Consider the following 25,946-nt stretch of genomic DNA (forward strand, 5'->3'; position numbering starts at 1 on the left):
GAGTACCGTCAACGCGGGTCATACCGCCGCTGGCGCGCCCACGAGGGGCGCCACCCGGCATACAACGTCTCCCGTCCATCCTGGACCGAATACGAGCCGCGTCCTGCGCCTCTTTTCGGAGTCTGGGTGGCCCACGCGGGGCCACCAAAGGGGTGCAATCTTAGCGCGCTTCGCCGTCGTTGTCAGCCGTCGGCGTCACCGGTGCATCTTCAAGCATGACCTGCTCGGGTGCTGCCGGCGTCGCGGCGACCTCGGCATCGGCCGTGGTCGTGCTGCTGCCGGACAGGGCGTCAATTTCCGAGTCGGTCAGGCCGGAAGCGGCGCGACGACGACGGGCGTGATACGCCAGACCGGTACCGGCCGGAATCAGACGACCCACGATCACGTTTTCCTTCAGACCGCGCAGGCTGTCGCGCGTGCCGCGGACGGCCGCCTCGGTCAGCACGCGGGTGGTCTCCTGGAACGACGCGGCCGAGATGAACGACTCGGTGGCCAGCGATGCCTTCGTGATACCCAGCAGGACGGGGTCGAACTTCGCCGGCAGCTCGTTCTTGGCGAGCAGCTTGACGTTGTCCTCGATCACCCGCTGGCGCTCGACCTGCTCACCGTTGAGGAAGCGGCTGTCGCCACCGTCGGTGATCTCGACCTTGCGCAGCATCTGGCGGACGATCACTTCGATGTGCTTGTCGTTGATCTTCACGCCCTGCAGGCGATAGACGTCCTGGATTTCCTTGGTCAGGTAGGACGCGAGCTCCTCGACGCCCTTCAGACGCAGGATGTCCTGCGGACCCGGCTCGCCGTCCACCACGGTCTCGCCCTTCTCCACGTGCTCGCCTTCGAACACGATGATCTGGCGGTACTTGGGGATCAGTTCTTCGTGATCGACACCATCGGTGCCCTTGATGATCAGGCGCTGCTTGCCCTTGGTGTCCTTGCCGAAGCTGACGATGCCGGAGATCTCGGCGAGGATCGCCTGGTCCTTCGGCTTGCGCGCTTCGAACAGGTCGGCCACGCGCGGCAGACCACCGGTGATGTCGCGGGTCTTCGATGCTTCCTGCGGCACCTTGGTCACCACGTCACCCACGCCGACGGGATCGCCGTCCTGCAGGTTGACGATCGAGCGCGGCGGCAGCAGGTACTGCGCCGGCAGGTCGGTGCCCGGAATCGACAGGTCGTTGCCCTTGGCATCGACGATGCGGACGATCGGACGCAGGTCCTTGCCCATCGAGCCGCGGCGCTTGGGATCGGTGATCTCGCGCGACGCCAGGCCGGTCAGTTCGTCGGTCTTCTCGATGACGGTGATGCCGTCGACGAAGTCCACGAAACGGATGAAACCCGCCACTTCCGACACGATCGGGTGGTTGTGCGGATCCCAGTTCGACACGGTCTGGCCGGCCTTGATCGCATCGCCGTCATCGACGGTAATGGTCGCGCCGTAGGGCAGCTTGTAGCGCTCGCGCTCGCGGCCGTGGCCGTCGAGCACCGAGAGTTCGCCCGAACGCGAGACCGCGACGAGATTGCCGCTCTCGTGCTTGACGTGCTTGAGGTTGTTGAACTTGATCGAGCCGGTGGTCTTGACCGTCACGTTGTCGATGGCGGCCGCACGCGACGCCGCACCACCGATGTGGAACGTACGCATGGTCAGCTGCGTGCCGGGCTCACCGATCGACTGCGCGGCGACGACGCCGACGGCTTCACCCTGGTTGACCAGGTGACCGCGGCCGAGGTCACGGCCGTAGCAGCTGGCGCAGACGCCGAACGCCGCTTCGCAGGTGATCGTCGAACGGACCTGGATCGACTGCACACCGGCCTCCTCGAGGCGCTGCACCCACTGCTCGTCGAGCAGTGTGTTGCGGGTAACGATCGGATCCTCGTCGTTGCCCGGCAGGAACACGTCCTCGGCCACGACGCGACCCAGCACGCGATCGCGCAACGGCTCGACGACATCGCCGCCTTCGACGATCGGGGTCATGGTGAGACCGTCCATCGTGCCGCAGTCGACTTCGGTGATCACCACGTCCTGCGCCACGTCGACGAGACGACGGGTCAGGTAACCGGAGTTCGCGGTCTTGAGCGCGGTATCGGCCAGACCCTTACGGGCACCGTGGGTGGAGTTGAAGTATTCCTGGACGTTCAGGCCTTCGCGGAAGTTCGCGATGATCGGCGTCTCGATGATCGAGCCGTCCGGCTTCGCCATCAGGCCGCGCATGCCGGCCAGCTGACGGATCTGCGCCTGGGAACCACGCGCACCGGAGTCGGCCATGATGTAGAGCGAGTTCATCGACTTCTGGTCGATGGTCTCGCCCTTGGCATTGACGACCTTCTCGGTACCGATGGTGTCCATCATCGCCTTGGCGATGCGCTCGTTCGTACGCGACCAGATGTCGACGACCTTGTTGTAGCGCTCGCCGGCGGTGACCAGACCCGACTGGTACTGCTGCTGGATTTCCAGCACTTCGGCCTCGGCCTCGACCAGGATGCCGGCCTTCTCGGTCGGGATGGTCATGTCGTTGATGCCGATCGACACACCCGCACGCGTCGCATTGCCGAAGCCGGTGTACATCAGCTTGTCGGCGAACACGACCGTGTCCTTGAGACCCAGACGGCGGTAGCAGGCGTTGATCAGGCGGGAGATGTTCTTCTTGTTGAGCTCGACGTTGGCCAGCTCGAACGGCAGGCCGTCGGGCATGATCTCGAGCAGCAGCGCACGACCCACGGTCGTCTCGACGATCGAGGTCACCTTGTCGCGCGAACCGTCCTCGCCGATCACGGTCTGCTGGATGCGGACCTTGATCTTGGCGTGCAGGCCGGCGGCCTTGTTGTCGAACGCGCGACGCACTTCGGCGATGTTCGCGAACACCATGCCCTCGCCCTGGATGTTCTCCAGTGCGCGGGTCATGTAGTACAGGCCGAGCACGACGTCCTGCGACGGCACGATGATCGGCTCGCCGTTGGCGGGCGACAGGATGTTGTTCGACGCCATCATCAGCGCACGCGCTTCGAGCTGGGCTTCCAGCGACAGCGGCACGTGGACCGCCATCTGGTCACCGTCGAAGTCGGCGTTGAACGCGGTACACACCAGCGGATGCAGCTGGATCGCCTTGCCTTCGATGAGCACGGGCTCGAACGCCTGGATGCCCAGACGGTGCAGCGTCGGCGCGCGGTTGAGCAGCACCGGGTGCTCGCGGATCACCTCTTCGAGGATGTCCCACACCTCGGCCTCTTCGCGCTCGACGAGCTTCTTGGCGGCCTTGATCGTCGTGGCGAGGCCACGGCGCTGCAGCTTGGCGAAGATGAAGGGCTTGAACAGTTCGAGCGCCATCTTCTTCGGCAGACCGCACTCGTGCAGGCGCAGCGTCGGGCCGACCACGATGACCGAACGGCCCGAGTAGTCGACGCGCTTGCCGAGCAGGTTCTGGCGGAAGCGGCCCTGCTTGCCCTTGATCATGTCGGCGAGCGACTTGAGCGGGCGCTTGTTGGTGCCGGTGATGGCACGGCCGCGACGGCCGTTGTCCATCAGCGCATCGACCGATTCCTGCAGCATGCGCTTCTCGTTGCGCACGATGATGTCGGGCGCATTGAGTTCGAGCAGACGACGCAGGCGGTTGTTGCGGTTGATGACGCGGCGGTACAGATCGTTGAGATCCGAAGTCGCGAAGCGGCCACCGTCCAGCGGCACCAGCGGACGCAGATCCGGCGGCAGCACCGGCAGCACGGTCATGATCATCCACTCGGGACGGTTGCCCGACTCGATGAAGGCCTCGACCAGCTTGATGCGCTTGGTCAGACGCTTGAGCTTGGTTTCCGAACCCGTGGCGGCGATCTCTTCCTTCAGGCGGACCATCTCGGCCTGCAGGTCGATCGTGCGCAGCAGGTCGTAGACCGCCTCGGCGCCCATCGCGGCGTCGAAGTCGTCGCCGTGTTCCTGGCGCATCTGCATGTACTGCTCTTCGTTGAGCAGCTGGCTGCGCTCGAGCGGGGTCAGGCCCGGCTCGGTCACGACGAACGCTTCGAAGTACAGGATGCGTTCGATATCACGCAGGGTCATGTCCAGCATCAGGCCGATGCGCGAGGGCAGCGACTTGAGGAACCAGATGTGCGCGACCGGCGACGCCAGGTCGATGTGACCCATGCGCTCGCGGCGCACCTTGGCCAGCGTGACTTCGGTGCCGCACTTCTCGCAGACCACGCCGCGGTGCTTCATGCGCTTGTACTTGCCGCACAGGCACTCGTAGTCCTTGATCGGGCCGAAGATCGCGGCGCAGAACAGGCCGTCGCGTTCGGGCTTGAACGTGCGGTAGTTGATGGTCTCGGGCTTCTTCACTTCGCCGAACGACCACGAACGGATCAGGTCCGGGCTGGCGAGCGCGATCTTGATCGCATCGAAGTCCGGAATCTGGCGCGGCTGGTTGAAGAGATTGAGCAGGTCTTTCATGTCTTTACTCCGGGAAAGGGGAACCTGGGCAGTGTTGGATCGGTGTCGCGCGCGGCACGCTCACGCGCCGCGCGTCGGACGTCCTGCCTCAGTGCTCCTCCAGCTCCATGTTGATCGCCAGCGAACGGATTTCCTTGACCAGCACGTTGAAGGACTCGGGCATGCCCGCGACCATCTCGTGTTCGCCGTCGACGATGTTCTTGTACATCTGGTTGCGGCCCTGCACGTCGTCGGACTTCACCGTCAGCATTTCCTGCAGGGTGTAGGCCGCGCCGTAGGCTTCCAGCGCCCAGACTTCCATTTCGCCGAAGCGCTGGCCGCCGAACTGCGCCTTGCCGCCCAGCGGCTGCTGGGTGACGAGCGAGTACGGACCGGTCGAACGCGCGTGCATCTTGTCGTCCACGAGGTGGTTGAGCTTGAGCATGTGCATATAGCCCACGGTCACCTCGCGCTCGAACGCCTCGCCGGTGCGGCCGTCGAACAGACGGTGCTGGCCACTGGTCGGCATGTCCGCCAGCTCGAGCATCGCCTTGATCTCGGACTCCGCCGCGCCGTCGAACACCGGGGTCGCCATCGGCACGCCGTCGGTGAGGTTGCCGGCCAGCTTCAGCAGTTCCTCGTCGCTGAACTGCGACAGGTCGACACGCTGGGCGAACGACGCCTTGTCGTGGTTGTAGATCTGGTCGAGGAAGCTGCGCAGTTCGGCCACCTTGGCCTGCGCGTCGAGCATCCGCTGGATCTTCTCGCCGAGGCCCTTGGCCGCGAGACCCAGGTGCACTTCGAGGATCTGGCCGATGTTCATACGCGACGGCACGCCCAGCGGGTTCAACACGATGTCGACCGTGTTGCCGTTGGCCATGTGCGGCATGTCCTGCACCGGCACGATGGTCGACACGACACCCTTGTTGCCGTGACGGCCGGCCATCTTGTCGCCCGGCTGGATACGGCGCTTCACGGCCAGGTAGACCTTGACCATCTTCAGCACGCCCGGTGCGAGGTCGTCGCCCTGGGTGATCTTGCCGCGCTTGTCGGCGAAGCGCTTCTCGAACTCCTTCTGGTGCGCGTCGATCTGCTTCTGCGCACGTTCGATCGCGTCGGCCGCGTCCTCGTCCTTCATGCGGATCTGGAACCAGTCGGACTTCTTCAGGCCGTCGAGCACCAGCGAGCTGACCGTATCGCCCTTCTTCAGGCCGGGACCGCCATTGGCGACCTTGCCCTGGATCTGCGAGCGCAGACGCGCATAGATCGCGCTTTCGAGGATGCGGAACTGGTCGTCGAAGTCCTTCTTGACGCGCTTGATCTCGGACTCTTCGATCTGCTTGGCGCGCTTGTCCTTCTCGATGCCGTCGCGGGTGAAGACCTGCACGTCGATGACGGTGCCGTCCATGCCCGGCGGCACGCGCAGTGAGCTGTCCTTCACGTCGGACGCCTTCTCACCGAAGATCGCGCGCAGCAGCTTCTCTTCCGGGGTCAGCTGGCTCTCGCCCTTCGGCGTGACCTTGCCCACCAGGATGTCGCCGGCGCGCACTTCGGCGCCGATGTACACCACGCCGGATTCGTCGAGACGGTTGAGCGCGTTCTCCGACACGTTCGGGATGTCGGCGGAGATTTCCTCCGGACCCAGCTTCGTGTCGCGGGCGACCGCGGTCATTTCCTCGATGTGGATCGTCGTGTAGCGGTCTTCCTTGACGACGCGCTCCGACAGCAGGATCGAGTCCTCGAAGTTGTAGCCGTTCCACGGCATGAACGCGACCAGCATGTTCTGGCCCAGCGCCAGCTCGCCGATGTCGGTCGAGGGACCGTCGGCCAGCACGTCGCCGCGCGCGACCACGTCACCCACGTTCACCAGCGGACGCTGGTTGATGCAGGTGTTCTGGTTGGAGCGCGTGTACTTGATCAGGTTGTAGATGTCGACGCCGGCATCGTGCTCGCCGGAGATCTCTTCCTCATGCACCTTGACCACGACGCGGCCGGCGTCGATCTGCTCGATCACGCCGCCACGGCGGGCGTTCACGGTCACGCCCGAGTCGCGCGCCACGGCGCGCTCGATGCCGGTACCGACCAGCGGCTTCTGCGCACGCAGCGTCGGCACGGCCTGGCGCTGCATGTTGGCGCCCATGAGTGCGCGGTTCGCGTCATCGTGCTCGAGGAACGGGACCAGCGCCGCGGCGACCGACACGGTCTGCATCGGCGAGACGTCCATGTAGTGGATCTCCGCCGGCGGCTTGAGCAGCGACTCGCCCTGGAAGCGGCAGTCGACGAACTGCTGCGTCATCGTGCCCTTGTCGTCCTGGACGGCGTTGGCCTGCGCGATGACGTAGTCGTTCTCTTCGATCGCCGACAGGTATTCGATCTCGTCGGTGACGCGGCTGTCGACGACCTTGCGGTACGGCGTCTCGAGGAAGCCGTAACGGTTGGTGCGCGCGAAGGTCGCCAGCGAGTTGATCAGGCCGATGTTCGGGCCTTCCGGCGTCTCGATGGTGCAGACGCGGCCGTAATGCGTGGGATGCACGTCGCGCACTTCGAAGCCGGCGCGCTCGCGGGTCAGACCGCCCGGGCCGAGGGCCGAGACGCGACGCTTGTGCGTGACTTCCGACAGCGGGTTGTTCTGGTCCATGAACTGCGACAGCTGCGAGGAGCCGAAGAATTCCTTGACCGCAGCCGCGACCGGCTTGGCGTTGATGAGTTCCTGCGGGGTCAGGCCATCTGCCTCGGCCATCGTCAGACGCTCGCGCACGGCGCGCTCGACGCGGACCAGGCCCACGCGGAACACGTTCTCGGCCATTTCACCGACCGAACGCACGCGGCGGTTGCCGAGGTGGTCGATGTCGTCGACGACGCCGCGGCCGTTGCGGATCTCGGTCAGCACGCGGATCACGTCGAGGATGTCGGACGTCTGGCCGAACTCGCCGCGCAGACGCACCGAATCCTCGTCCTTGCGCTCGGCGAAGTACTTCGCGTCGTACAGCACCGACGCGCCTTCGGTTTCCTTGCGGCCCAGACGACGGTTGAACTTCATGCGGCCGACGCCGGAGACGTCGTAGCGCTCGAACGTGAAGAACAGGTTGTGGAACAGGTTCTGCGCGGCATCCTTGGTCGGCGGCTCGCCGGGACGCATCATGCGGTAGATCTCGACCAGCGCATCGAGCTGCGTCTTGGTCGAGTCGATGCGCAGGGTGTTCGACAGGTACGGACCGCGATCGAGGTCGTTGACCCAGATCGTGCCGATGGTCTCGATCGACGCCTTGCGCAGCGCCTCGAGGGTCTCGAGCGTGATCTCGTCGTTCGCGGTCGCGACCAGTTCGCCCGTGGCCGGGTCGATCACGTCGTGCGACAGGATCTGGCCGACCATGTAGTCGTCCGGCACGGCCAGCGCGGTGATGCCGGCGGCCTCGAGCTGCTTGACGTGACGCGCGGTAATGCGCTTGCCGGCTTCGACGATGACCTTCTCGCCGTCGAGCAGGTCGAAGTTCAGCGTTTCGCCACGCAGACGCTCCGACACCAGTTCCAGCTGCACGCCCTCGCCTTCCGGCAGGATGTGGTAGCTGTTGATGTCGAAGAACTCGTTGAGCATCTCTTCGTTGTTGTAGCCGAGCGCGCGCAGCAGCACCGACACCGGCAGCTTGCGGCGGCGGTCGATACGCGTGAACAGCGCGTCCTTCGGATCGAACTCGAAGTCCAGCCAGGAACCGCGGTACGGAATGATGCGGGCGCTGTAGAGCAGCTTGCCCGAGCTGTGGGTCTTGCCGCGGTCGTGGTCGAAGAACACACCCGGCGAGCGGTGCAGCTGCGAGACGATGACGCGCTCGGTGCCGTTGATGATGAAGGTGCCGTTCTCGGTCATGAGCGGAATCTCGCCCATGTAGACCTCCTGCTCCTTCACGTACTTGATAGCCTTCTGCGACGACTCGCGGTCGTAGATCACCAGGCGCACGGTGACGCGCAGCGGCGCGCCGTAGCTCAGGCCACGGTTGCGGCATTCGCGCTCGTCGAACACGGGCTCGCCGAGCTTGTAGCCGACGTATTCGAGTGCGGCGTAGCCGTTGTAGCTGACGATCGGGAACACCGACTTCAGCGCGGCGTGGAGGCCACGGTCCTCACGCTTGGCGGGATCGCGGTCGGCCTGCAGGAATTCGCGGTAGGAATCGACCTGGATGGCCAGGAGGAACGGCACCTCGAGAATCTCGCGGCGCTTGCCGAAGTTCTTGCGGATGCGCTTCTTCTCGGTGAACGAGTAAGTCTGCTGCTGGCTCGACGGGAGCTGGGACGTCGTCATGGAAGTACGCCTCGTTGGATCTGATGGGATCGACTCGCGATCCGGAACATGGAGCTGTCACTGGGTAGTCGCTGGTATTGCCGGCACCAGCACGCCATCTCCCGCTACTACCCACTGACAACTGCGTCAGTTGTCGTGTTGCATGTGTCGCAGGTCGCCCGATTTCAGGAACGACCAAGGGCCGGGGGCTTTCGCCCCCGGCCCCGGTGCATCGCAAGCATGTGCTGCGATGCCAAGGTGCCGCTTACTTGATTTCGACGGTCGCGCCGGCGGCCTCGAGATCCTTCTTGATCTTCTCGGCTTCTTCCTTCGTGGCGCCTTCCTTGACGTCCTTCGGTGCGCCTTCGACCAGGTCCTTGGCTTCCTTCAGACCCAGGCCGGTGATGGCGCGGACGACCTTGATGGCCTCGACCTTCTTCTCGCCGGCGGCCTTCAGGACGACGGTGAACTCGGTCTGCTCTTCGGCAGCGGCGGCCGGGCCGGCGGCGGCGGCCGCGGCGACCGGAGCAGCGGCGGAGACGCCGAACTTCTCTTCGATGGCCTTGACCAGCTCCATCACTTCCATCAGGGACTTCTCGGCGATGGCGTCGACGATCTGTTCGTTGGTAAGGGACATTGTGATTACCTTTGAAAAATTTTCTGGGATAGGTTTCGTTGAACCGACAGGCCGGACTTAAGCCGTTTCGGCCGTCTCGGCGGCTGCTTCCGCAGGTGCTTCTTCGCCACCGCCCTGCTTGTCGCCGACGGCCTTGACGGCACGCGCGAACATTGCAGCGGGTTCGGACAGCACGCGGGCCAGCATGGACAGCGCCTGGTCGAGCGTGGGCAGCGACGCCAGCACATCGACATGGCCGGCCGGGTACAGCTGGCCTTCCACGACGACGAGCTTGGGCACCAGCTTGCTGTTGTCCTTCGCGAATTCCTTGATCAGGCGACCGGCTGCGCCGGGCTCCTCGGTCGAGAATGCATACAGCAGAGGGCCGACCAGCGAGTCCTTGGCGCACTCGTATTCGGTACCTTCCACCGCGCGTGCGGCCAGGGTGTTCTTGACAACGCGCAAGTACACACCGGTCTCACGAGCCTTCTTGCGCATCGCGGTCATCTGGCTGACCGTGGTGCCCACATACTCGACAGCAATCAGGGAGTGGGCGTTCGCGGCGACTTCTGCCAGCTCGGCGACAACTTCCTGCTTCTGGGACAGATTGAGAGCCATTAATCACTCCTCATTGTGAACTCCGCTCACGGCTCCTGCCGCTTGCGGTCCTGAGCGGCTTCCATCCTGGAGGCCGGGGATGCATGACGCATCCCGGTGGTGGCCTTCTGCCTGGCTGGACGGACGTCGCACCAGAAAACTTCAGAGAGGCATCACCATCTACGCAGGCCTTTCGGTGCAAGCACCTCGGGATTAAGCGGTCTCGATCATCGGTGGCGGCGATTCCCTGCCAGTTCGAGCATCCCTGCCCGTCGCCACTTCGATCTCCACCGCGCCTGCGGTCTTTGACGGCGCCGCACCGGACGAGTCCGTTGCGATGCCCCCAAATCGCGCCACCCCGCGAACGGGACGGCGCGTTGATTGCGTTTCGATCAGCGCGCGATGGTCAGCGACGACTGGTCGACGGCGACGCCCGGACCCATGGTCGAGCTCACCGAGATCTTCTGCAGGTACTGGCCCTTGGCGGTGGCCGGCTTGGCCTTCACCAGGTCGGCCAGCAGTGCCTGCAGGTTTTCCTTCAGCTTTTCCGCATCGAAGTCGGCCTTGCCGATCGTGCAGTGGATGATGCCGGCCTTGTCGGTGCGATAGCGGACCTGGCCGCCCTTCGCGTTCTTCACGGCTTCGCCCGGGTTCGGGGAGACCGTGCCGACCTTCGGGTTCGGCATCAGGCCGCGCGGGCCCAGCACCGTACCGAGCTTGCCGACGACGCGCATCGCATCCGGCGTCGCGATCACGACGTCGTAGTTGATGTCGCCGGCCTGCATCTTCTCGGCCAGGTCGTCCATGCCGACGATGTCGGCACCGGCAGCCAGGGCTTCGTCGGCCTTGGCACCGGCCGGCGCGAACACCGCGACGCGGACGCTCTTGCCCGTGCCCTGCGGCAGCACGGTCGAGCCGCGCACCTGCTGGTCGGACTTGCGCGCGTCGACGCCGAGGCGGACGGCGACGTCCACGGCTTCGGCGAACTTCGCGCTGCTGTTGTCCTTGACGATCTTCAGGGCGTCATCGATGGCGTAGTTCTTGCCCGGCTGCACGGCAGCCTGGATGCTCTTCTGTCGCTTGGTCTGTGCCATGGTCTCAGCCCTCCACCGTCAGGCCCATCGAACGGGCGGAGCCCGCGATGGTGCGCACTGCTGCTTCCAGCTCGGCCGCCGTCAGATCGGCTTCCTTCGCCTTGGCGATCTCTTCGAGCTGCGCGCGCGTCACCTTGCCCACCTTCTCGGTGTTGGGACGCTTGGAGCCCGAGGCCACACCTGCCGCCTTCTTCAGCAGCACCGATGCCGGCGTGCTCTTGGTGATGAAGGTGAAGGTACGGTCCGAGTAGGCCGTGATGATGACCGGGGTCGGCAGACCCGGCTCGAGCTTGGAGGTCGCTGCGTTGAACGCCTTGCAGAACTCCATGATGTTCAGGCCGCGCTGACCCAGCGCAGGACCGACCGGCGGCGAGGGGTTGGCCTGACCGGCCTTGACCTGCAGCTTGATGTAACCGACGACTTTCTTCGCCATTGTCTTCTTCTCTCCGGGTGCAAGCGCCTGGACTCAGGCTCCCCATCGTTCCGGGAAATCGCGTGTCCCGGATTCACGTTGTCCATCTCGCGCGAAAGGCCGCCCGAACGGCGGCCTGTGCGGTTGCCCGGCGCACCAGACAGTGAGCCGCGCACTATAGCAGGGTTTCGCGCGCCCGTCACAGGCGGGCGCGACGGGGTTCAGGCCTTCTCGACCTGCCCGAACTCCAGCTCGACCGGGGTCGAACGTCCGAAGATCAGCACCGCGACACGCAGGCGACTCTTCTCGTAGTTGATTTCCTCGACGACGCCGTTGAAATCGTTGAACGGACCGTCAGTCACGCGGACCATCTGGCCCGGCTCGAACAGCACCTTCGGACGCGGCTTCTCGACGCCTTCCTGCACACGGTCGAGGATCACGGCCGCCTCGTCGTCGCGGATCGGCAGCGGACGGTCGGCGGTCCCGCCGATGAAGCCCATCACCTTCGGCGTTTCCTTGACCAGGTGCCAGCTTTCGTTGTCCATGCGCGGAATGCCGCCCTCGTCCGAGGTCAGGATCTGCACCAGGACGTAACCCGGGAAGAACTTGCGCTCGGAACGGCGCTTCTGGCCGGAGCGCATCTCGATCACTTCCTCGGTCGGCACCAGCACGTCGCCGAACTTGTCCTGCATCTCGGTGCGCACGATGCGATCGCGCAGCGCCTGGGCCACCGACTTCTCGAAGCCGGAATAGGCATGCACGACGTACCAGCGCTTGACGCCTTCGGTTTCCATCTGAATCGTTACTCCGTCACTGCCTCAGGATGAGGCGGATCAGCCATTGGATGATCTGGTCGAAGCCGGCCAGGATCAGGCTGATGATCGCCACGGCGATGATCACGATCCAGGTCAGGCGAATCGCCTCCTGGCGCGTCGGCCAGACGACCTTGCGCATCTCGAAGCGGGTCTCCGAGAAGAAGTCACGGGTCCGGTGACCCTTGTCCGTCGTCAGGAAGACCGCGGCCGCGCCCACGACGCACAGGGCGACGATGATGCTGCGCACCGGCGTGGCCAGCTGCGCCTGGAACCAGTAAAAGGCAAACACGCCGGCGGCGACCAGGACGATCGCGGCAGCGTACTTGGCGAGGTCCGTCGAAGACGCACCTTTGGATTGTTCAACTCTGCTGTTCAATTCCCGGCGACTCATCGGTTTGCGACTGCTCGGTTGACGGGGCCGACGGCACTGCGTGCGATCCCGCGCGGACGATTCCGCGAATGGCACGCCAGGAGGGACTCGAACCCCCAACCTGCGGTTTTGGAGACCGCTGCTCTGCCAATTGAGCTACTGGCGTACGGATTGGAACAACAACCGGCTTCGGACACCCTTAGACGGCGAAGGCGGACCGGGGTTCCGGCCCGCCTTGTCGCAGTTTCGACGGGGTTGGCACCCTGCCGCAACCACTGCATCCCGGCTTGCACCGGAATGGTCGACGGCCCGGGCGTGCGGGTTGCACGTCCGGGCCGTCGAATCACTTGATGATCTTGGCCACCACGCCGGCGCCGACGGTACGGCCGCCTTCGCGGATCGCGAAGCGCAGACCTTCGTCCATCGCCACCGGGTTGATCAGCGTGACCACCATCTTCACGTTGTCGCCCGGCATCACCATCTCGGTACCTTCCGGCAGCTCGACCGCACCGGTGATGTCGGTGGTGCGGAAGTAGAACTGCGGACGATAGCCCTTGAAGAACGGCGTGTGACGGCCACCTTCGTCCTTCGACAGGACATAGACTTCGGCTTCGAAATCGGTGTGCGGCTTGATCGAACCCGGCTTGGCCAGCACCTGGCCACGCTCGACGTCGTCACGCTTGGTGCCGCGCAGCAGCAGACCGGCGTTGTCGCCCGCCTGGCCCTGGTCGAGCAGCTTGCGGAACATTTCGACGCCCGTGACGGTCGTCTTCTGCACCGGACGGATACCGACGATTTCGATTTCTTCGCCGACCTTGATCACGCCGCGCTCGATACGACCGGTCACGACCGTGCCGCGGCCCGAGATCGAGAACACGTCTTCGACCGGCATCAGGAACGCCTTGTCGACGTCACGCTCCGGCTCCGGGATGAAGGTGTCGAGCGCGTCGACCAGCTTCAGGATCGCCGGCACGCCGATGTCGCTCTGGTCGCCTTCCAGCGCCAGACGGGCCGAGCCGTGGATGATCGGGGTGTCGTCGCCCGGGAAGTCGTACTTCGACAGCAGCTCGCGCACTTCCATCTCGACCAGCTCGAGCAGCTCGGCGTCGTCGACCATGTCGGCCTTGTTCAGGAACACGACGATGTGCGGCACGCCGACCTGACGCGAGAGCAGGATGTGCTCGCGGGTCTGCGGCATCGGGCCGTCAGCGGCCGAACACACCAGGATCGCGCCGTCCATCTGCGCAGCGCCGGTGATCATGTTCTTGACGTAGTCGGCGTGACCCGGGCAATCGACGTGCGCGTAGTGGCGCTTCTCGGATTCGTACTCGACGTGTGCGGTCGAGATCGTGATGCCGCGCGCCTTCTCTTCCGGCGCCGCGTCGATCGCGTCGTAGGCCTTGAATTCGCCGCCGAAACGCTCCGCACCGATCTTCGTCAGCGCCGCCGTCAGCGTCGTCTTGCCGTGGTCAACGTGACCAATCGTGCCCACGTTCACGTGGGGCTTGGTGCGCTCGAACTTACCCTTTGCCATGGCTGCCTAATCTCGAATCTGGTGAGGTGGTGACTGCGTGCCGCGTCGGATCCGCAGTGGAAGCGGACCCGCGGAGGATGGTGCTCACGAAAGGAATCGAACCTTCGACCTCCTCCTTACCAAGGAGGTGCTCTACCGACTGAGCTACGTGAGCAACGATGTGGAACTGGGGAACCGCGTGGAACGTTCAATGGAGCGGGAGACGGGAATCGAACCCGCACCATCAGCTTGGAAGGCTGAGGTTCTACCGTTGAACTACTCCCGCACCGGGACCCGCTTGCCGCATTACAACCTGTCGCACTGCACTTGCTTCCACCGAACCGAAAGATGGTGGAGGGAGGTGGATTCGAACCACCGAAGGCGTAAGCCAGCAGATTTACAGTCTGCCCCCGTTGGCCGCTTGGGTATCCCTCCGGCGCTTTCGTCTTGCCGGTGAAAACAGCCCGCGATTTTGGGGCCAGTTCCCGGTTCTGTCAACGCCGGAAGGCGTCGGATTTCACCGGACCCGCTGCCTGGCCGACGACCGGTGCAGACGGGCGCGCATCTTAACCGCCCCTGCGCCGCGGCGCCATCGCCGCGTGCGAAATTCGCGGACATCGGAGCGCACCGGAGACACGACAGGCGCCCGGAAGGCGCCCGTCGCAGGGCTCCGCATCGATGACGCGGATCAGACGTTGAAGCGGAAATGCATGACGTCGCCGTCCTTGACGATGTATTCCTTGCCTTCCAAGCGCCACTTGCCGGCTTCCTTGGCGCCGGACTCGCCGCTGTAGCGGATGAAATCGTCGTAACCGACGACTTCGGCGCGGATGAAGCCCTTCTCGAAATCGGTATGGATCACCGCAGCCGCCTGCGGCGCGGTCGCCCCGATCTTCACCGTCCACGCCCGCACTTCCTTCACGCCTGCGGTGAAGTAGGTCTGCAGCGTCAGCAGGCCGTAGGCCGCGCGGATCACGCGGTTCAGGCCGGGCTCGTCGAGCCCCAGGTCAGTCAGAAACGCATCGCGGTCGGCATCTTCGAGCTGCGAGAGCTCTTCCTCGATCGCCGCCGACACCGGCACGACCTCGGCGCCCTCGCCCACCGCGCGCGCGCGCACCGCATCGAGGTGCGGATTGTTCTCGAACCCGTCCTCGAGCACGTTGGCGATGTACAGCACGGGCTTGTTGGTCAGCAGGAACAGGTCGCGGATCGCCGCCTGGTCGTCGTCCGACAGCTTCAACGCACGCACCGGCTGGCCGTCGGCCAGGCCCTTGTGCACCCGGCCCAGCACCTCGGCGCGGACCTTCGCGTCCTTGTCGCCGGTCTTGGCCGACCGCTCGGCGCGCTGCAGCGCGCGCTCGACGGAATCCAGGTCGGCCAGCGCCAGCTCGGTATCGATGGTCTCGATGTCGGCGATCGGGTCGACCTTGTTGTTGACGTGGATGACGTCGGGATTCTCGAAGCAGCGCACCACGTGGGTGATCGCGTCCACCTCGCGGATGTGCGACAGGAACTTGTTGCCCAGGCCCTCGCCGCTGGCCGCGCCCGCGACGAGGCCGGCGATGTCGACGAACTCGACCGCCGTCGGCAGCACCTTCTGCGGCTTGACGATCGCCGCCAGCGCATTGAGGCGCAGATCCGGCACCGGCACGATGCCGACGTTCGGCTCGATGGTGCAGAACGGGAAATTGGCCGCGGCGATGCCCGCCTTGGTCAGCGCATTGAAGAGGGTCGACTTGCCGACGTTCGGCAGACCGACGATGCCGCATTTGATGCCCATTGCTGTGTCCGTGATCCGTGATTCGGGATTCGTGATTGGTGATTCGCGCGCAGGCCGCGCCGCCGAATCACCAATCACCAATCGCCAATTACGGCTTCGCCGTGTGCAGCCGCGTCATCGCATCCATGAAATTGCCGTCCATCGCGAGCGGCAACACGTCGATCGCGTCGTCGATGGCGCGCCCGATCAGGATGTCGTCGTCGGCGTTCGCCCGCCCCAGCACCCAGGGCGTGACCTTGTCCTTGCTGCCCGGATGACCGATGCCGATGCGCAGGCGGTGGAACTTTCCGTGGCCGAGCAACTGCATCGTGTCGCGCAAGCCGTTCTGGCCGCCATGACCACCGTCGAACTTGAGCCGCGCCGAGCCCGGCGGGAGATCCAGTTCGTCGTGCGCCAGCAGCGCCTGTTCGGGTTCGAATTTCCAGAACCGCAGCGCGGCGGTGACCGACTTGCCGCTGAGATTCATGAAGGTGGCGGGCTTCAGCAGCCAGACCGGTTGGCCGGCGATGTCGACCTTCGCGGTCTCGCCGAACAGCTTGCTGTCGAGCCGGAACGACGCCCCGGCCTTGGCGGCGAGTGCGTCGACAAAACGGAACCCGGCGTTGTGCCGGGTCCGTGCGTATTCGGGTCCGGGATTGCCCAGCCCGACGATCAGTCGCAGTCCTGCCATGGAGACGGCAACGCGGGCGCGCCCGGAGGCACGCCCGCGCGACGATTACTCGTCGTCCTTCGCGGCCTTGGTGGCCGGCACATCGGCCGACGCTTCGTCGGTCTCTTCCGGCTCCGCTTCGACGCGGCCGTGCTTGGCGACGACGACGGCCACGTCGTGGTCCGCGCCCAGCGCCAGCTCGGGGATCTCGACGCCCTTCGGCAGCTTGAGCTGCGAGAGGTGGACGATGTCGCCGACGACCATCGCACCGAGATCGATCTCGATGAATTCCGGCAGGTCGCCCGGCAGGCAGGTCACGTTGACTTCGTTGAGCTCGTGCGTGATCACGACGTCGGCGGCCTTGCCGGCCGGCGAGGTGTCCTCGTTGAGGAAGTGCAGCGGCACCGCGGTGCGGATCGTCTCGTTCGCGTTCACGCGCTGGAAGTCCAGGTGCATGATCTGCTGCTTGAACGGATGACGCTGCATGTCACGCAGCAGCACCTTCTGGACGTCGCCGTTGAGGCTCAGGTCGAGGATCGACGCGTAGAACCACTCGTGCTGGCTGGCGAGCCAGACGTCGTTGTGGCTCAGCTCGATGCTGACGGGCTTGAGGTCGCCGCCGTAGACGACGGCAGGCACGTTGCCGGCAAGACGGAGGCGGCGGCTCGCACCCTTCCCCTCGTCTTCGCGGCGCTGCACCTTGATTTCATGCGTGGTAGCCATTTTCAGTCTTCACTTTTCAGGATTGAAACCGCCTCGCGGCGGTGAAGCGTCTCGTCCGCGACCAGACGAGACGTTGCAGCAGGTCAGTCGACGTAGAGCGAACTGACCGATTCTCCGAACGCGATCCGGCGGATCGTCTCGGCCAGCAGCTCGGCGACGCTGAGCTGGCGGATGCGCGCGCAGTTGCGGGCGGCCTCCGACAGCGGGATGGTGTCGGTGACAACCATCTCGTCGAGCTGCGATTTGTTGAGGTTGTCGATCGCCGCGCCCGAGAGCACCGCGTGCGTGCAGTAGGCCACCACCTTCGTGGCGCCCTGCACCTTGAGCGCGGCGGCCGCGGCGCACAGCGTGCCGGCGGTGTCGACGATGTCGTCGACCAGCACGCAGGTCTTGCCGCGCACGTCGCCGATGATGTTCATCACCGTGGAGACGTTGGCGCGCGGACGCCGCTTGTCGATGATCGCCAGGTCCGCGTCGTCGAGACGCTTGGCGATCGCGCGGGCGCGCACCACGCCGCCGACGTCGGGCGAGACGACGACCATGTTGTCGGTGCCGTGGGCGCGCCAGATGTCGGCCAGCAGCAGCGGCGAGGCGTAGACGTTGTCGACCGGAATGTCGAAGAAGCCCTGGATCTGGTCGGCATGCAGATCGATCGTCAGCACGCGGTCGGCACCGGCGGCGGTGACCATCTTCGCGGCGACCTTCGCGGTGATCGGCACGCGGGCCGAACGCATGCGCCGATCCTGGCGCGAGTACCCGAAGTACGGAATGACCGCGGTCACGCTGGACACCGATGCGCGCTTGAGCGCGTCGATCAGCACCAGCAGTTCCATCAGGTTCTCCGCCGACGGCGCACATGTCGGCTGGATCACGAACACGTCTTGGCGACGGACGTTCTCTTCGATCTCCACCTGGACCTCGCCGTCGGAGAACGTCGACACCAGCGCCTTGCCCTGGCGCACGCCGAGTTCGCGGCAGACGGCCTTGGTCAGCGGGCGGTTCGAGTTGCCCGAGAAGATCAGGAGATTGCGTTCTTCTTTCATGTCTGCGGTTCCGCGTCGCTCTGACCGAGCGGATGGAGGAGTGGCCGTACCGGGACCGGTACGGATATCAGGGGCGGCAGGATTCGAACCTGCGAATGCCGGGATCAAAACCCGGTGCCTTAACCACTTGGCGACGCCCCTAGAAAGCGGTGATTCGCGGGTGTCGACTCGGGGCATTCGCTCCGAATCGACACCCACCAGTCACCGCCCTCAGCCTCCCGCCTCGAGCGCATCCAGCAACGGCGAGCGCGCCGCGCCGCCGACCACGCGGGCGGAGACCCGCGACGCGACCTGCGACTGCGCGGCCTCGGCGGATTCGCGCGTGGCGAATTCGACGAAGCAGCCACTGCCCGTCCCGGTCAGCCGCGGTGTGCCGACCGCTGACAACACCTCGAACACGGCCTCGACGGCGGGTTCGCGGCGACGCAGGACCGGCTCGAACGCGTTGCCGAGCGATGCACCTGAAACGAAGTCCGCCATTGTCGCGGGTGCAGCATTTCGCGTCAATTCAGGGGCCTGGAACAGCCCTGCGGTATTCACGTGCACGCCGGGGTCGGCGAGGAGATACCAGGCCGGAGGCAACCGGATGGGCACCAGCGACTCGCCCACCCCTTCGGCCCAGGCGTTGTGACCGCGCACGAACACGGGGACATCCGCGCCCAGCGAGAGGCCGAGCGTGGCGAGCCGGTCTTCGCCCAGATCCAGCCGCCAGAGGCGATCCAGCGCGCGCAGAACGGTTGCCGCGTCGGACGATCCGCCGCCCAGACCCGCGCCGGTCGGAATCGATTTTTCCACGGCGATGTCGACACCTTGGGCGACCTTCGCGTCCATTTGGAGCAATTTTGCTGCCCGCACCACGAGGTCGTCGGCTTCGGCGAGACCGGGTACCGATGCGCCCACCCGCCGGACCATGCCGTCGTCGCGCAGCCGCAGCCGCACCGTATCGCCCCAGTCGAGCATCCGGAACACGGTCTGCAGCGCGTGGTAGCCGTCCGCGCGGCGGCCGGTAATGCGCAGGAACAGGTTCAGCTTGGCCGGCGCCGGCCAGCTCGACCAGCCGTCGGCGGTATCCGCGGGGGTCATGGTGCCGGAGCGAGTTCCGCGGCCTCGCCCGGCGCCCAGCTGTCGACCACGAGGCGCACGCGCGCGTCACCGCGCTGGGCATTGATCCGGGTCGGCAGCGCGGGCGCGGCGCCCGGGTCCGGATCGGGCTGCCATTCGAGGTAGTCGATGGTCCAGCCGTCCTGCTGGACGCGCGCCAGGCGGCCGCCGGCATCGAATGCCACGTCGGCCGGCCCGGAGACGGTGACATCGGCCCGCGCGCCTGCGGACCAGGCCGCCATCGCGGCGACCGGAATCTCGAATCCCGTGGCCTCTCGCAGCAGCTCGCCGACATCGGCGCCTTCGCGCGGCCCGCCTTCGAGCCCCTCGATGCGCGCCCCTGACGGGCCGCCCTGCAGTTGCCAGCTCTGCCGGGTCACCGGTGCACTCAGGGTCACCTGGTACGCGCTGCCGGTCTGCCGCCATTCGATCCGGCCGCTGCCGCCGTCGCGTCCATTGGACATCGCGACGCGGCCACTGAATGCAAGTTGCGGCAATGCGCGCACTGCAGTCTCGCGCGCGACGAGGCGCGCCTGCGCCTCGGCCAGCGCCGCCGGCCCCAGCTCGACCGTCTGCAACGGCGGCCGTACCGGCACGCTGGTACAGGCCGCCAGCCCGAGCGCCGCGATCGCGGCCCATGCAATGCGGCGCGTCATGCGCCCGTTTTCTCCAGCGCGCGGATCAGCGAGCGGTTCTCGGGATCGATGTCGCGCGCTTCGTCGAAATACTTGCGCGCCTCGTCCTGGCGCCCCAGCGCCCACAGCACCTCACCGATATGCGCCGCGACTTCGGCATCGCGCATCATCGAAAACGCCCGCCGCAATTCGACCAGCGCGTCCTCGTTGCGGCCCAGGCGGTAGAGCACCCAACCATAGCTGTCGATGATCGCGGCGTTGTTGGGCTCGGCCACGCGCGCCCGGTCGATGAGCTCCAGCGCCTCGGTGTAACGCGTGGTGCGATCGGCCAGCGTGTAGCCGAGCGCGTTGAGCGCGGCGATGTTCTCGGGATCGGCCACCAGCACCCGACGCAGGTCGGCCTCCGCGCGCGGAATGTCGTCGCGGCGCTCCCACATCAGGGCGCGCGCGTAGAGCACCGCCGGATCGTCCGGCATCGCGGCCAGGCCACGGTTGTAGACCTCGAGTTCGGCCGGATCGTCGCCCGACTGCCGCAGCTCGGCTTCCAGCAGATAGGCGTTGCGGCGCATGTCCTCGTCGGCGGCGCCGTCGGACTGCAGCTCGCGCAATCGCGCCCAGGCCTCGTCCAGGCGACCCAGCTCGTGCAGCACGCGCGCGCCGCGCAGCCGCGCCTGGGCGCGTTCGGGGCCGCCCGGAACGGTCTGGTACCACTCCAGCGCCTCGTCGTACTGCTCCAGGTATTCGGCCATTTGCCCCAGCAGCAGGCGCTGCGCCGGGTTGGGCGTCAGCGCGACGGCCTTGACCTCTTCGTAGAGCGCCGCAAGCGCGGTCTTGTTCTCGGCGCGGGCCATCAGCGAGGCACGCAATACGTAGGTGCGGCCGTCCTGCGGCCCCATCGAGAGCGTGCGCTCGGCGTCGGCGAGGTCGCCCAGGGCCTCGTACTCGCCGGCGATGCCCAGCCGCAGATCGGGGCCGATCAGGGCCGCGTCCCCGAGGGCCGCCAGCGCCTGCCGCGCCTCGTCGGGGCGTCCGGATTCGCGCAACTGGCTTGCGCGCAGCAGCGCGACCCGCGGCTCGCCGGGGAAGCGCGCGACGATGTTCTCGAGGATGCGTTCGGTCAGATCCGTGCGGTCGAGCCGCTGGGCGAGGCCGCCGAACGCCATCCAGGCCTGCAGCGCATCGGGAATCGCACCGCTATCGACGAGCTGGCCGAGCAGGCGCGCCGCCTGGGCCTGGTCGCGGGCACCGCCGCCCAGCACGGTGAACGCATGCCGCCAGCCGGCCGGATCGTCGCTGCGCAACATCGCCTCCAGCTGGCGACGGGCCACGCGGTCACGCCCTGCACGCAGGGACAGCGTGGCTTCCGCGGCGCGCATCGGCAGCGAATCCGGCGCATTGCGGCGCCACAGATCCAGCGCCTGCGCGGCGCGGCGGTCGTCGCCGGCCAGCAGGGCGATGCGGGTGGCCCGTTCGGCCAGGCCCGCGTCGTCGCCGGACTGGCGGGCGGCATCGAGATACCAGTTCGCGGCTTCGTCCAGACGGCCCGCCTGCACCGCGAACTCGCCGGCGAGGGTCGCGCCCAGCAGATCCTGGTGCAGGGTGTCGGCGCGATCGAGATCGCCGCGTTGGGCGTGGGCCGTGCAGGCCAGTCCGAGCAGGGGGACCAGCAGGGCCGCGCGCAGCCGCGCGGTCCGGAGCGGAGAGAAAACGGGCATCTGGGGCAACCGGGCCGTAAAATGGGCGCCTTCGTCCGCAGCTTATCGCAAGCGCCTGAACGGAATCGCCCCTCCGACAGGCCCGCCAGCCCATGAGCCTTTACGCACTCGGCATCAACCACCAGACCGCGCCCGTCGCCCTGCGCGAACGGGTGGCGTTCGCCGGCGACGCGCTCGACGCGGCGCTGGCGCAGCTGCGTGCGTTGTCCCCGGTGCGCGAAGTCGCGCTGCTGTCGACCTGCAACCGGACCGAGCTCTACGCCATCTGCGACGACGACGGCAGCGCGCTGGCGCACTGGCTGGCGACCCACCCGGGCGATGACGCATCCCTGGCCGGCGGCTCGCTGCAGGCCTACCTGTACCAGCATCGCGACGCCGAAGCGGCCCGGCATCTGTTCCGCGTGGCGACCGGCCTCGACTCGCTGGTGCTGGGTGAACCCCAGATCCTCGGCCAGGTGAAGCAGGCCTGGGCCAGCGCGCGCGCCGCCGGCACGCTCGGCAGCGATCTGGACCGCGTCTTCCAGCACGCGTTCGTCACCGCCAAGCGGGCGCGCAGCGAGACCCGCATCGGCAACAGCCCGGTATCGGTCGCGTCGCTGGCCGTGCGCCTGGCGCAGGACTCCTTCGCGCGACCGTCGGATTCGGCGGTGCTGCTGATCGGCGCCGGCGAGACCATCGAACTGGCCGCGCGGCATCTCGCGCAGGCCAACGTCAAGCGCCTGCTGATCGCCAACCGCACCTACGCGCACGCGCAGGAACTGGCCGCGCGCCACGGCGGCATCGCGCTGCCGCTCGACGAACTCGACCGGCATCTGTTCCTGGCCGACATCGTGCTGTCGGCGACCGCCAGCCGCACGCCGATCATCGGCCGCGCGCAGGTCGCCGCGGCGTTGAGCGCGCGCAAGCACCGGCCGATGCTGTTGATGGACCTGGCCGTGCCGCGCGACATCGCGCCCGACGTAGCCGACCTGCGCGACGTCTTCCTCTACACCGTCGACGATCTCGAACGCACGCTTGACGACAACCGCCGCGGGCGCCGCGAGGCCGCGGCCGATGCCGATGCGATCATCGATCTGCAGGTCACCCGTTTCAGCGAGTCCAATGCCGCGCGCGGACGCCTGGCGCCGGTGAAGCGTCTGCGCGCGCACGGCGATGCGGTGCGCGGCGAAGCGCTCGCCCGCGCCCGCCAGCAGCTCGCAGCCGGGCAATCCCCTGATGCGGTACTGGAACTGCTGGCCCACACCCTGACCAACCGGCTGCTGCATCTGCCGACCACCGCCCTGCGCGACGCCGCGCTGCGCGGCGACGACACCCTGGCCGACAGCCTGGATGCGCTGCTGCCGCCCGAACCCGAGCCCCGGACACCCGATGCTGCCGACCCTGCGCCGTAAGCTCGAAGCGCTGGCCGAACGCCGCGAAGAACTCGAACGCCTGCTGTCCGATCCCACGACCGTCGCCGACCAGGCGCGTTTCCGCGCCCTGTCGCGCGAGTTCGCCCAGCTCGAGCCGCTGTCGAATGCGCTGGCCGACGAGCGCCGCGCCCTCGACGATCGTGACGCCGCGCGCAGCCTGCTCGACGACACCGACATGCGCGAGATGGCCGAGGAGGAGATCGCCGCCGCCGATGCGCGCCTCGAAGCACTGGAGGCCGACCTGCTCGCACTGCTGGTGCCGCGCGACGCGCGCGACGACGGCGGTTTCTATCTCGAGATCCGCGCCGGCACCGGTGGCGACGAGGCGGCGATCTTCGCCGGCGACCTGTTCCGCATGTACCAGCGCTACGCCGAACGCCAGGGCTGGCGTGTCGAGGTGGAATCGGCCAGCACCGGTGAGCACGGCGGCTTCCGCGAGGTCATCGCCGCGGTCGACGGCAGCGGCGCGTACGCGCGGCTCAAGTTCGAATCCGGGACGCATCGCGTGCAGCGGGTGCCGGAGACCGAGTCGCAGGGGCGCATCCACACCTCGGCCGCGACCGTCGCGATCATCCCGATCGAGGATGCGGGCGAACCGATCGAGCTGAATCCCGCCGATCTCAAGGTCGATACCTTCCGCTCGTCAGGTGCCGGCGGCCAGCACGTCAACAAGACCGACTCCGCGATCCGCATCACCCACATGCCGACCGGCGTCGTCGTCGAGTCGCAGACCGAGCGCAGCCAGCACGCCAATCGCGACAAGGCGATGAAGCGCCTGCGCGCGATGCTGGCCGACGCCGAAGCCGAGCGCCGCGCGGCCGCGACCGCCGAGGTCCGCAAGCTGCAGGTCGGCAGCGGCGATCGCAGCCAGCGCATCCGCACCTACAACTATCCGCAGGGCCGGATCACCGATCACCGCATCGAAGGCCTCACCCTGTACGACCTGCCGAACGTGCTCGAGGGCAATCTCGACGGCCTGATCGCGCGGCTGTCGCAGGAACACCAGGCCGACGAACTGGCGCGCATGACCGCGCAGTGAGTGACCGCGCCGGAAGGCGCGCATCGCCACCGGCTCACGATGTCTCCGTCCCATGTGCTGCGGTACCCTCGCCGCATGAGCAGCCAATCCGATTTCATCCCCTTGCAGATCTGCGTGCTGACGGTGTCCGACAGCCGCACTCTCGACACCGACAGTTCGGGCGACTACCTCGTCGAGTCGTTGACCGCCGCGGGCCACGCAGTGGCCGAACGCGCCCTGCTGCCTGACGACCGCTATGCGATGCGCGCCCTGGTGTCGAAGTGGATCGCCGATGCCACCGTCGACGGCGTCCTCGTGACCGGCGGCACCGGTTTCACCGGCCGCGACTCGACGCCCGAGGCCCTGCTGCCGCTGCTCGACAAGGAGATGCCGGGCTTCGGCGAACTGTTCCGCGCGATTTCCTTCGATGAGATCGGCACGTCCTCGCTGCAGTCGCGCGCGTTCGCCGGCCTCGCCAATGCGACCTTCGTGTTCGCCCTGCCCGGCTCGACCTCGGCCTGCCGCACGGCGTGGGAGCAGATCGTCCGCCACCAGCTGGATGCGCGCACGAAGCCCTGCAACCTCGCGACGATCCGTCCGCGCCTCAAAGAAGCCTGATGGCCCTCGACCAGACCCTGCGGTTGCTCGTCAAGGCAAGCGGCCTGAGTGTCGGCGAACTGGCCGCGGCGATTCCACGCGCCGGCGCGGCCACGGTTTCGGCCTGGCTGCGCGGCGAGAAGACGCCGGGACAGGACCAGCTCGATGCGCTGGCGAAAGCGTTCGGGGTGCCCGCCGGCGCACTGCTCGCCACCCTCGCGAGCACGCTGGATCCGGCGCGCACCAAGGGTGAGCACGACCTGCTCGCCGCCTATCGCGCGCTCAACACCCGGCAGCAGGGCGCGCTGCTGGAGGTCGCGCGCACCATGGCGCAGGCGCCGCCGCGCAGGTCGCGCGACTAGCCATCCCTCTCAGGAGTCCGTGATGCAACCGCTCAAGCGCAAGGCGTACGAAGCCGCTCTCGCACCCATGCAGATCGAACTCGCCGCAGTCGCACGCTGGCTGCAGCACAGCGGCCGCCGGTTGCTCGTGCTGTTCGAGGGCCGCGACACGGCCGGCAAGGGCGGCGCGATCCAGGCGATCGCCGAGCATCTCAACCCGCGCCAGTGCCATGTGGTGGCGCTGCCCAAACCCAGCGATCGCGAAGCCGGCCAGTGGTACTTCCAGCGGTATGTCACCCAGCTGCCGTCGGCCGGCGAAATCGCCCTGTTCGATCGCAGCTGGTACAACCGCGCCGGCGTCGAATCGGTGATGGGCTATGCGACACCTGCGCAGGTCGACGCCTTCCTCGACCAGACGCCCGGCTTCGAACGGCAACTGGTCGACGACGGCATCCTGCTGTTCAAGTACTGGCTGGGCTGCGACCAGGCGCAGCAGGAGGCGCGGTTCGCCGAGCGCCTGCACGACCCGCTCAAGCGCTGGAAGCTTTCGCCGGTCGATGTGGCCGCGCGATCGCGCTACGACGACTACACCCGGGCGCGCGACGTGATGCTGCGCGAGACCCATACCGCGCATGCGCCGTGGACGCTGGTGGACTTCAACGACCAGCGCCGCGGACGCCTGACCCTGATCCGCGACCTGCTCGACCGGCTGCCCGACAGCCATGTCGATGCCCCGGCGCTGCGCTTCCCCGCGCTCAAGCGCAAACCGCGGCAGGAACGCTACGACGTGCTGCAGCCGATCACGCCGTTCGAGCCCTGAGCGCG

General features: G+C 66.8%; 21 protein-coding genes and 5 tRNA genes. 5 read left to right on the plus strand and 21 right to left on the minus strand.

Features of this window, described 5'->3' with window-relative positions:
• Positions 1-160 precede the first annotated feature (160 nt).
• The 21 genes from rpoC to CURTO8I2_RS07345 all read right to left on the minus strand — a co-directional run bounded on the left by rpoC (position 161) and on the right by CURTO8I2_RS07345 (position 21,753).
• Positions 161-4,435, minus strand: a complete 4,275-nt coding sequence (gene rpoC / locus CURTO8I2_RS07245; RefSeq protein ID WP_159679913.1) for a DNA-directed RNA polymerase subunit beta' — start codon at positions 4,433-4,435, stop codon at positions 161-163.
• A gap of 88 nt (positions 4,436-4,523) precedes the next feature.
• A complete protein-coding gene (rpoB, locus tag CURTO8I2_RS07250; protein ID WP_159679915.1) occupies positions 4,524-8,711 on the minus strand; it encodes a DNA-directed RNA polymerase subunit beta in 4,188 nt (1,395 codons plus the stop codon).
• A 244-nt stretch (positions 8,712-8,955) separates the two neighbouring features.
• On the minus strand, positions 8,956-9,327 hold the full coding sequence (gene rplL, locus CURTO8I2_RS07255; RefSeq protein WP_159679917.1) for a 50S ribosomal protein L7/L12: 372 nt from the start codon (positions 9,325-9,327) through the stop codon (positions 8,956-8,958).
• A gap of 57 nt (positions 9,328-9,384) precedes the next feature.
• Positions 9,385-9,924: a 50S ribosomal protein L10 gene (gene rplJ, locus CURTO8I2_RS07260; protein ID WP_159679919.1), complete on the minus strand. Its 540-nt coding sequence runs from the start codon at positions 9,922-9,924 to the stop codon at positions 9,385-9,387.
• 371 nt (positions 9,925-10,295) lie between these two features.
• The gene (rplA, locus tag CURTO8I2_RS07265; protein WP_159679921.1) at positions 10,296-10,997 is read right to left on the minus strand and encodes a 50S ribosomal protein L1; all 702 of its coding nucleotides are present in this window, start codon (positions 10,995-10,997) and stop codon (positions 10,296-10,298) included.
• Positions 10,998-11,001: 4 nt separating this feature from the next.
• Positions 11,002-11,430, minus strand: a complete 429-nt coding sequence (gene rplK, locus CURTO8I2_RS07270) for a 50S ribosomal protein L11 (protein WP_055246815.1) — start codon at positions 11,428-11,430, stop codon at positions 11,002-11,004.
• Positions 11,431-11,630: 200 nt separating this feature from the next.
• Positions 11,631-12,203: a transcription termination/antitermination protein NusG gene (gene nusG / locus CURTO8I2_RS07275; protein WP_159679923.1), complete on the minus strand. Its 573-nt coding sequence runs from the start codon at positions 12,201-12,203 to the stop codon at positions 11,631-11,633.
• A 16-nt stretch (positions 12,204-12,219) separates the two neighbouring features.
• Positions 12,220-12,600, minus strand: a complete 381-nt coding sequence (gene secE, locus CURTO8I2_RS07280) for a preprotein translocase subunit SecE (protein ID WP_159681592.1) — start codon at positions 12,598-12,600, stop codon at positions 12,220-12,222.
• A gap of 84 nt (positions 12,601-12,684) precedes the next feature.
• Positions 12,685-12,760, minus strand: a tRNA-Trp gene (locus CURTO8I2_RS07285).
• A 177-nt stretch (positions 12,761-12,937) separates the two neighbouring features.
• Positions 12,938-14,128, minus strand: coding sequence for an elongation factor Tu (gene tuf / locus CURTO8I2_RS07290; RefSeq protein WP_159679907.1), 1,191 nt, complete (start codon positions 14,126-14,128; stop codon positions 12,938-12,940).
• 78 nt (positions 14,129-14,206) lie between these two features.
• Positions 14,207-14,282, minus strand: a tRNA-Thr gene (locus CURTO8I2_RS07295).
• Between the two features lie 37 nt (positions 14,283-14,319).
• Positions 14,320-14,393, minus strand: a tRNA-Gly gene (locus CURTO8I2_RS07300).
• 63 nt (positions 14,394-14,456) lie between these two features.
• Positions 14,457-14,542, minus strand: a tRNA-Tyr gene (locus tag CURTO8I2_RS07305).
• Between the two features lie 253 nt (positions 14,543-14,795).
• Complete coding sequence (gene ychF, locus CURTO8I2_RS07310; RefSeq protein WP_159679925.1) at positions 14,796-15,887, minus strand: redox-regulated ATPase YchF; 1,092 nt, start codon at positions 15,885-15,887, stop codon at positions 14,796-14,798.
• A gap of 88 nt (positions 15,888-15,975) precedes the next feature.
• Positions 15,976-16,557, minus strand: coding sequence for an aminoacyl-tRNA hydrolase (gene pth / locus CURTO8I2_RS07315; protein ID WP_159679927.1), 582 nt, complete (start codon positions 16,555-16,557; stop codon positions 15,976-15,978).
• Between the two features lie 45 nt (positions 16,558-16,602).
• On the minus strand, positions 16,603-17,259 hold the full coding sequence (locus tag CURTO8I2_RS07320) for a 50S ribosomal protein L25/general stress protein Ctc (protein WP_159679929.1): 657 nt from the start codon (positions 17,257-17,259) through the stop codon (positions 16,603-16,605).
• An 83-nt stretch (positions 17,260-17,342) separates the two neighbouring features.
• Positions 17,343-18,302 carry a ribose-phosphate diphosphokinase gene (locus CURTO8I2_RS07325; protein ID WP_159679931.1) on the minus strand — a complete coding sequence of 320 codons (960 nt, stop codon included), beginning with the start codon at positions 18,300-18,302 and terminating at the stop codon, positions 17,343-17,345.
• A 68-nt stretch (positions 18,303-18,370) separates the two neighbouring features.
• Positions 18,371-18,443: transfer RNA gene (locus CURTO8I2_RS07330), tRNA-Gln, on the minus strand.
• A 69-nt stretch (positions 18,444-18,512) separates the two neighbouring features.
• Complete coding sequence (gene ispE / locus CURTO8I2_RS07335; protein WP_159679933.1) at positions 18,513-19,385, minus strand: 4-(cytidine 5'-diphospho)-2-C-methyl-D-erythritol kinase; 873 nt, start codon at positions 19,383-19,385, stop codon at positions 18,513-18,515.
• Positions 19,382-20,059: a lipoprotein insertase outer membrane protein LolB gene (lolB, locus tag CURTO8I2_RS07340; RefSeq protein WP_159679935.1), complete on the minus strand. Its 678-nt coding sequence runs from the start codon at positions 20,057-20,059 to the stop codon at positions 19,382-19,384. The genes ispE and lolB overlap by 4 nt, the downstream gene beginning before the upstream one ends.
• Entirely contained in the window at positions 20,056-21,753 is a 1,698-nt protein-coding gene (locus CURTO8I2_RS07345) for a tetratricopeptide repeat protein (protein WP_159679937.1), read from the minus strand. The genes lolB and CURTO8I2_RS07345 overlap by 4 nt, the downstream gene beginning before the upstream one ends.
• Positions 21,754-21,845: 92 nt before the next feature.
• Here CURTO8I2_RS07345 and hemA point away from each other — a divergent pair, with 92 nt between their 5' ends.
• The 5 genes from hemA to ppk2 all read left to right on the plus strand — a co-directional run bounded on the left by hemA (position 21,846) and on the right by ppk2 (position 25,941).
• Complete coding sequence (gene hemA, locus CURTO8I2_RS07350; protein WP_159679939.1) at positions 21,846-23,144, plus strand: glutamyl-tRNA reductase; 1,299 nt, start codon at positions 21,846-21,848, stop codon at positions 23,142-23,144.
• Positions 23,122-24,204: a peptide chain release factor 1 gene (gene prfA / locus CURTO8I2_RS07355; protein ID WP_159679941.1), complete on the plus strand. Its 1,083-nt coding sequence runs from the start codon at positions 23,122-23,124 to the stop codon at positions 24,202-24,204. The genes hemA and prfA overlap by 23 nt, the downstream gene beginning before the upstream one ends.
• A 75-nt stretch (positions 24,205-24,279) precedes the next feature.
• Positions 24,280-24,801: a molybdenum cofactor biosynthesis protein B gene (gene moaB / locus CURTO8I2_RS07360; protein WP_159679943.1), complete on the plus strand. Its 522-nt coding sequence runs from the start codon at positions 24,280-24,282 to the stop codon at positions 24,799-24,801.
• Complete coding sequence (locus CURTO8I2_RS07365; protein ID WP_159679945.1) at positions 24,801-25,142, plus strand: helix-turn-helix transcriptional regulator; 342 nt, start codon at positions 24,801-24,803, stop codon at positions 25,140-25,142. The genes moaB and CURTO8I2_RS07365 overlap by 1 nt, the downstream gene beginning before the upstream one ends.
• Positions 25,143-25,164: 22 nt before the next feature.
• Positions 25,165-25,941: a polyphosphate kinase 2 gene (ppk2, locus tag CURTO8I2_RS07370; protein WP_159679947.1), complete on the plus strand. Its 777-nt coding sequence runs from the start codon at positions 25,165-25,167 to the stop codon at positions 25,939-25,941.
• The last annotated feature ends 5 nt before the right edge of the window (positions 25,942-25,946 follow it).

This window comes from Luteimonas sp. 9C (assembly GCF_902506295.1).
Lineage (GTDB): Bacteria > Pseudomonadota > Gammaproteobacteria > Xanthomonadales > Xanthomonadaceae > Luteimonas.

What these genes read in the sequence shown, in the direction of transcription:
- rpoC (WP_159679913.1), bottom strand. Translation starts at nt 4,435, where the DNA reads ATGAAAGACCTGCTCAATCTCTTCAACCAGCCGCGCCAGATTCCGGAC.
- rpoB (WP_159679915.1), bottom strand. Translation starts at nt 8,711, where the DNA reads ATGACGACGTCCCAGCTCCCGTCGAGCCAGCAGCAGACTTACTCGTTC.
- rplL (WP_159679917.1), bottom strand. Translation starts at nt 9,327, where the DNA reads ATGTCCCTTACCAACGAACAGATCGTCGACGCCATCGCCGAGAAGTCC.
- rplJ (WP_159679919.1), bottom strand. Translation starts at nt 9,924, where the DNA reads ATGGCTCTCAATCTGTCCCAGAAGCAGGAAGTTGTCGCCGAGCTGGCA.
- rplA (WP_159679921.1), bottom strand. Translation starts at nt 10,997, where the DNA reads ATGGCACAGACCAAGCGACAGAAGAGCATCCAGGCTGCCGTGCAGCCG.
- rplK (WP_055246815.1), bottom strand. Translation starts at nt 11,430, where the DNA reads ATGGCGAAGAAAGTCGTCGGTTACATCAAGCTGCAGGTCAAGGCCGGT.
- nusG (WP_159679923.1), bottom strand. Translation starts at nt 12,203, where the DNA reads ATGGAAACCGAAGGCGTCAAGCGCTGGTACGTCGTGCATGCCTATTCC.
- tuf (WP_159679907.1), bottom strand. Translation starts at nt 14,128, where the DNA reads ATGGCAAAGGGTAAGTTCGAGCGCACCAAGCCCCACGTGAACGTGGGC.
- ychF (WP_159679925.1), bottom strand. Translation starts at nt 15,887, where the DNA reads ATGGGCATCAAATGCGGCATCGTCGGTCTGCCGAACGTCGGCAAGTCG.
- pth (WP_159679927.1), bottom strand. Translation starts at nt 16,557, where the DNA reads ATGGCAGGACTGCGACTGATCGTCGGGCTGGGCAATCCCGGACCCGAA.
- CURTO8I2_RS07320 (WP_159679929.1), bottom strand. Translation starts at nt 17,259, where the DNA reads ATGGCTACCACGCATGAAATCAAGGTGCAGCGCCGCGAAGACGAGGGG.
- CURTO8I2_RS07325 (WP_159679931.1), bottom strand. Translation starts at nt 18,302, where the DNA reads ATGAAAGAAGAACGCAATCTCCTGATCTTCTCGGGCAACTCGAACCGC.
- ispE (WP_159679933.1), bottom strand. Translation starts at nt 19,385, where the DNA reads ATGACCCCCGCGGATACCGCCGACGGCTGGTCGAGCTGGCCGGCGCCG.
- lolB (WP_159679935.1), bottom strand. Translation starts at nt 20,059, where the DNA reads ATGACGCGCCGCATTGCATGGGCCGCGATCGCGGCGCTCGGGCTGGCG.
- CURTO8I2_RS07345 (WP_159679937.1), bottom strand. Translation starts at nt 21,753, where the DNA reads ATGCCCGTTTTCTCTCCGCTCCGGACCGCGCGGCTGCGCGCGGCCCTG.
- hemA (WP_159679939.1), top strand. Translation starts at nt 21,846, where the DNA reads ATGAGCCTTTACGCACTCGGCATCAACCACCAGACCGCGCCCGTCGCC.
- prfA (WP_159679941.1), top strand. Translation starts at nt 23,122, where the DNA reads ATGCTGCCGACCCTGCGCCGTAAGCTCGAAGCGCTGGCCGAACGCCGC.
- moaB (WP_159679943.1), top strand. Translation starts at nt 24,280, where the DNA reads ATGAGCAGCCAATCCGATTTCATCCCCTTGCAGATCTGCGTGCTGACG.
- CURTO8I2_RS07365 (WP_159679945.1), top strand. Translation starts at nt 24,801, where the DNA reads ATGGCCCTCGACCAGACCCTGCGGTTGCTCGTCAAGGCAAGCGGCCTG.
- ppk2 (WP_159679947.1), top strand. Translation starts at nt 25,165, where the DNA reads ATGCAACCGCTCAAGCGCAAGGCGTACGAAGCCGCTCTCGCACCCATG.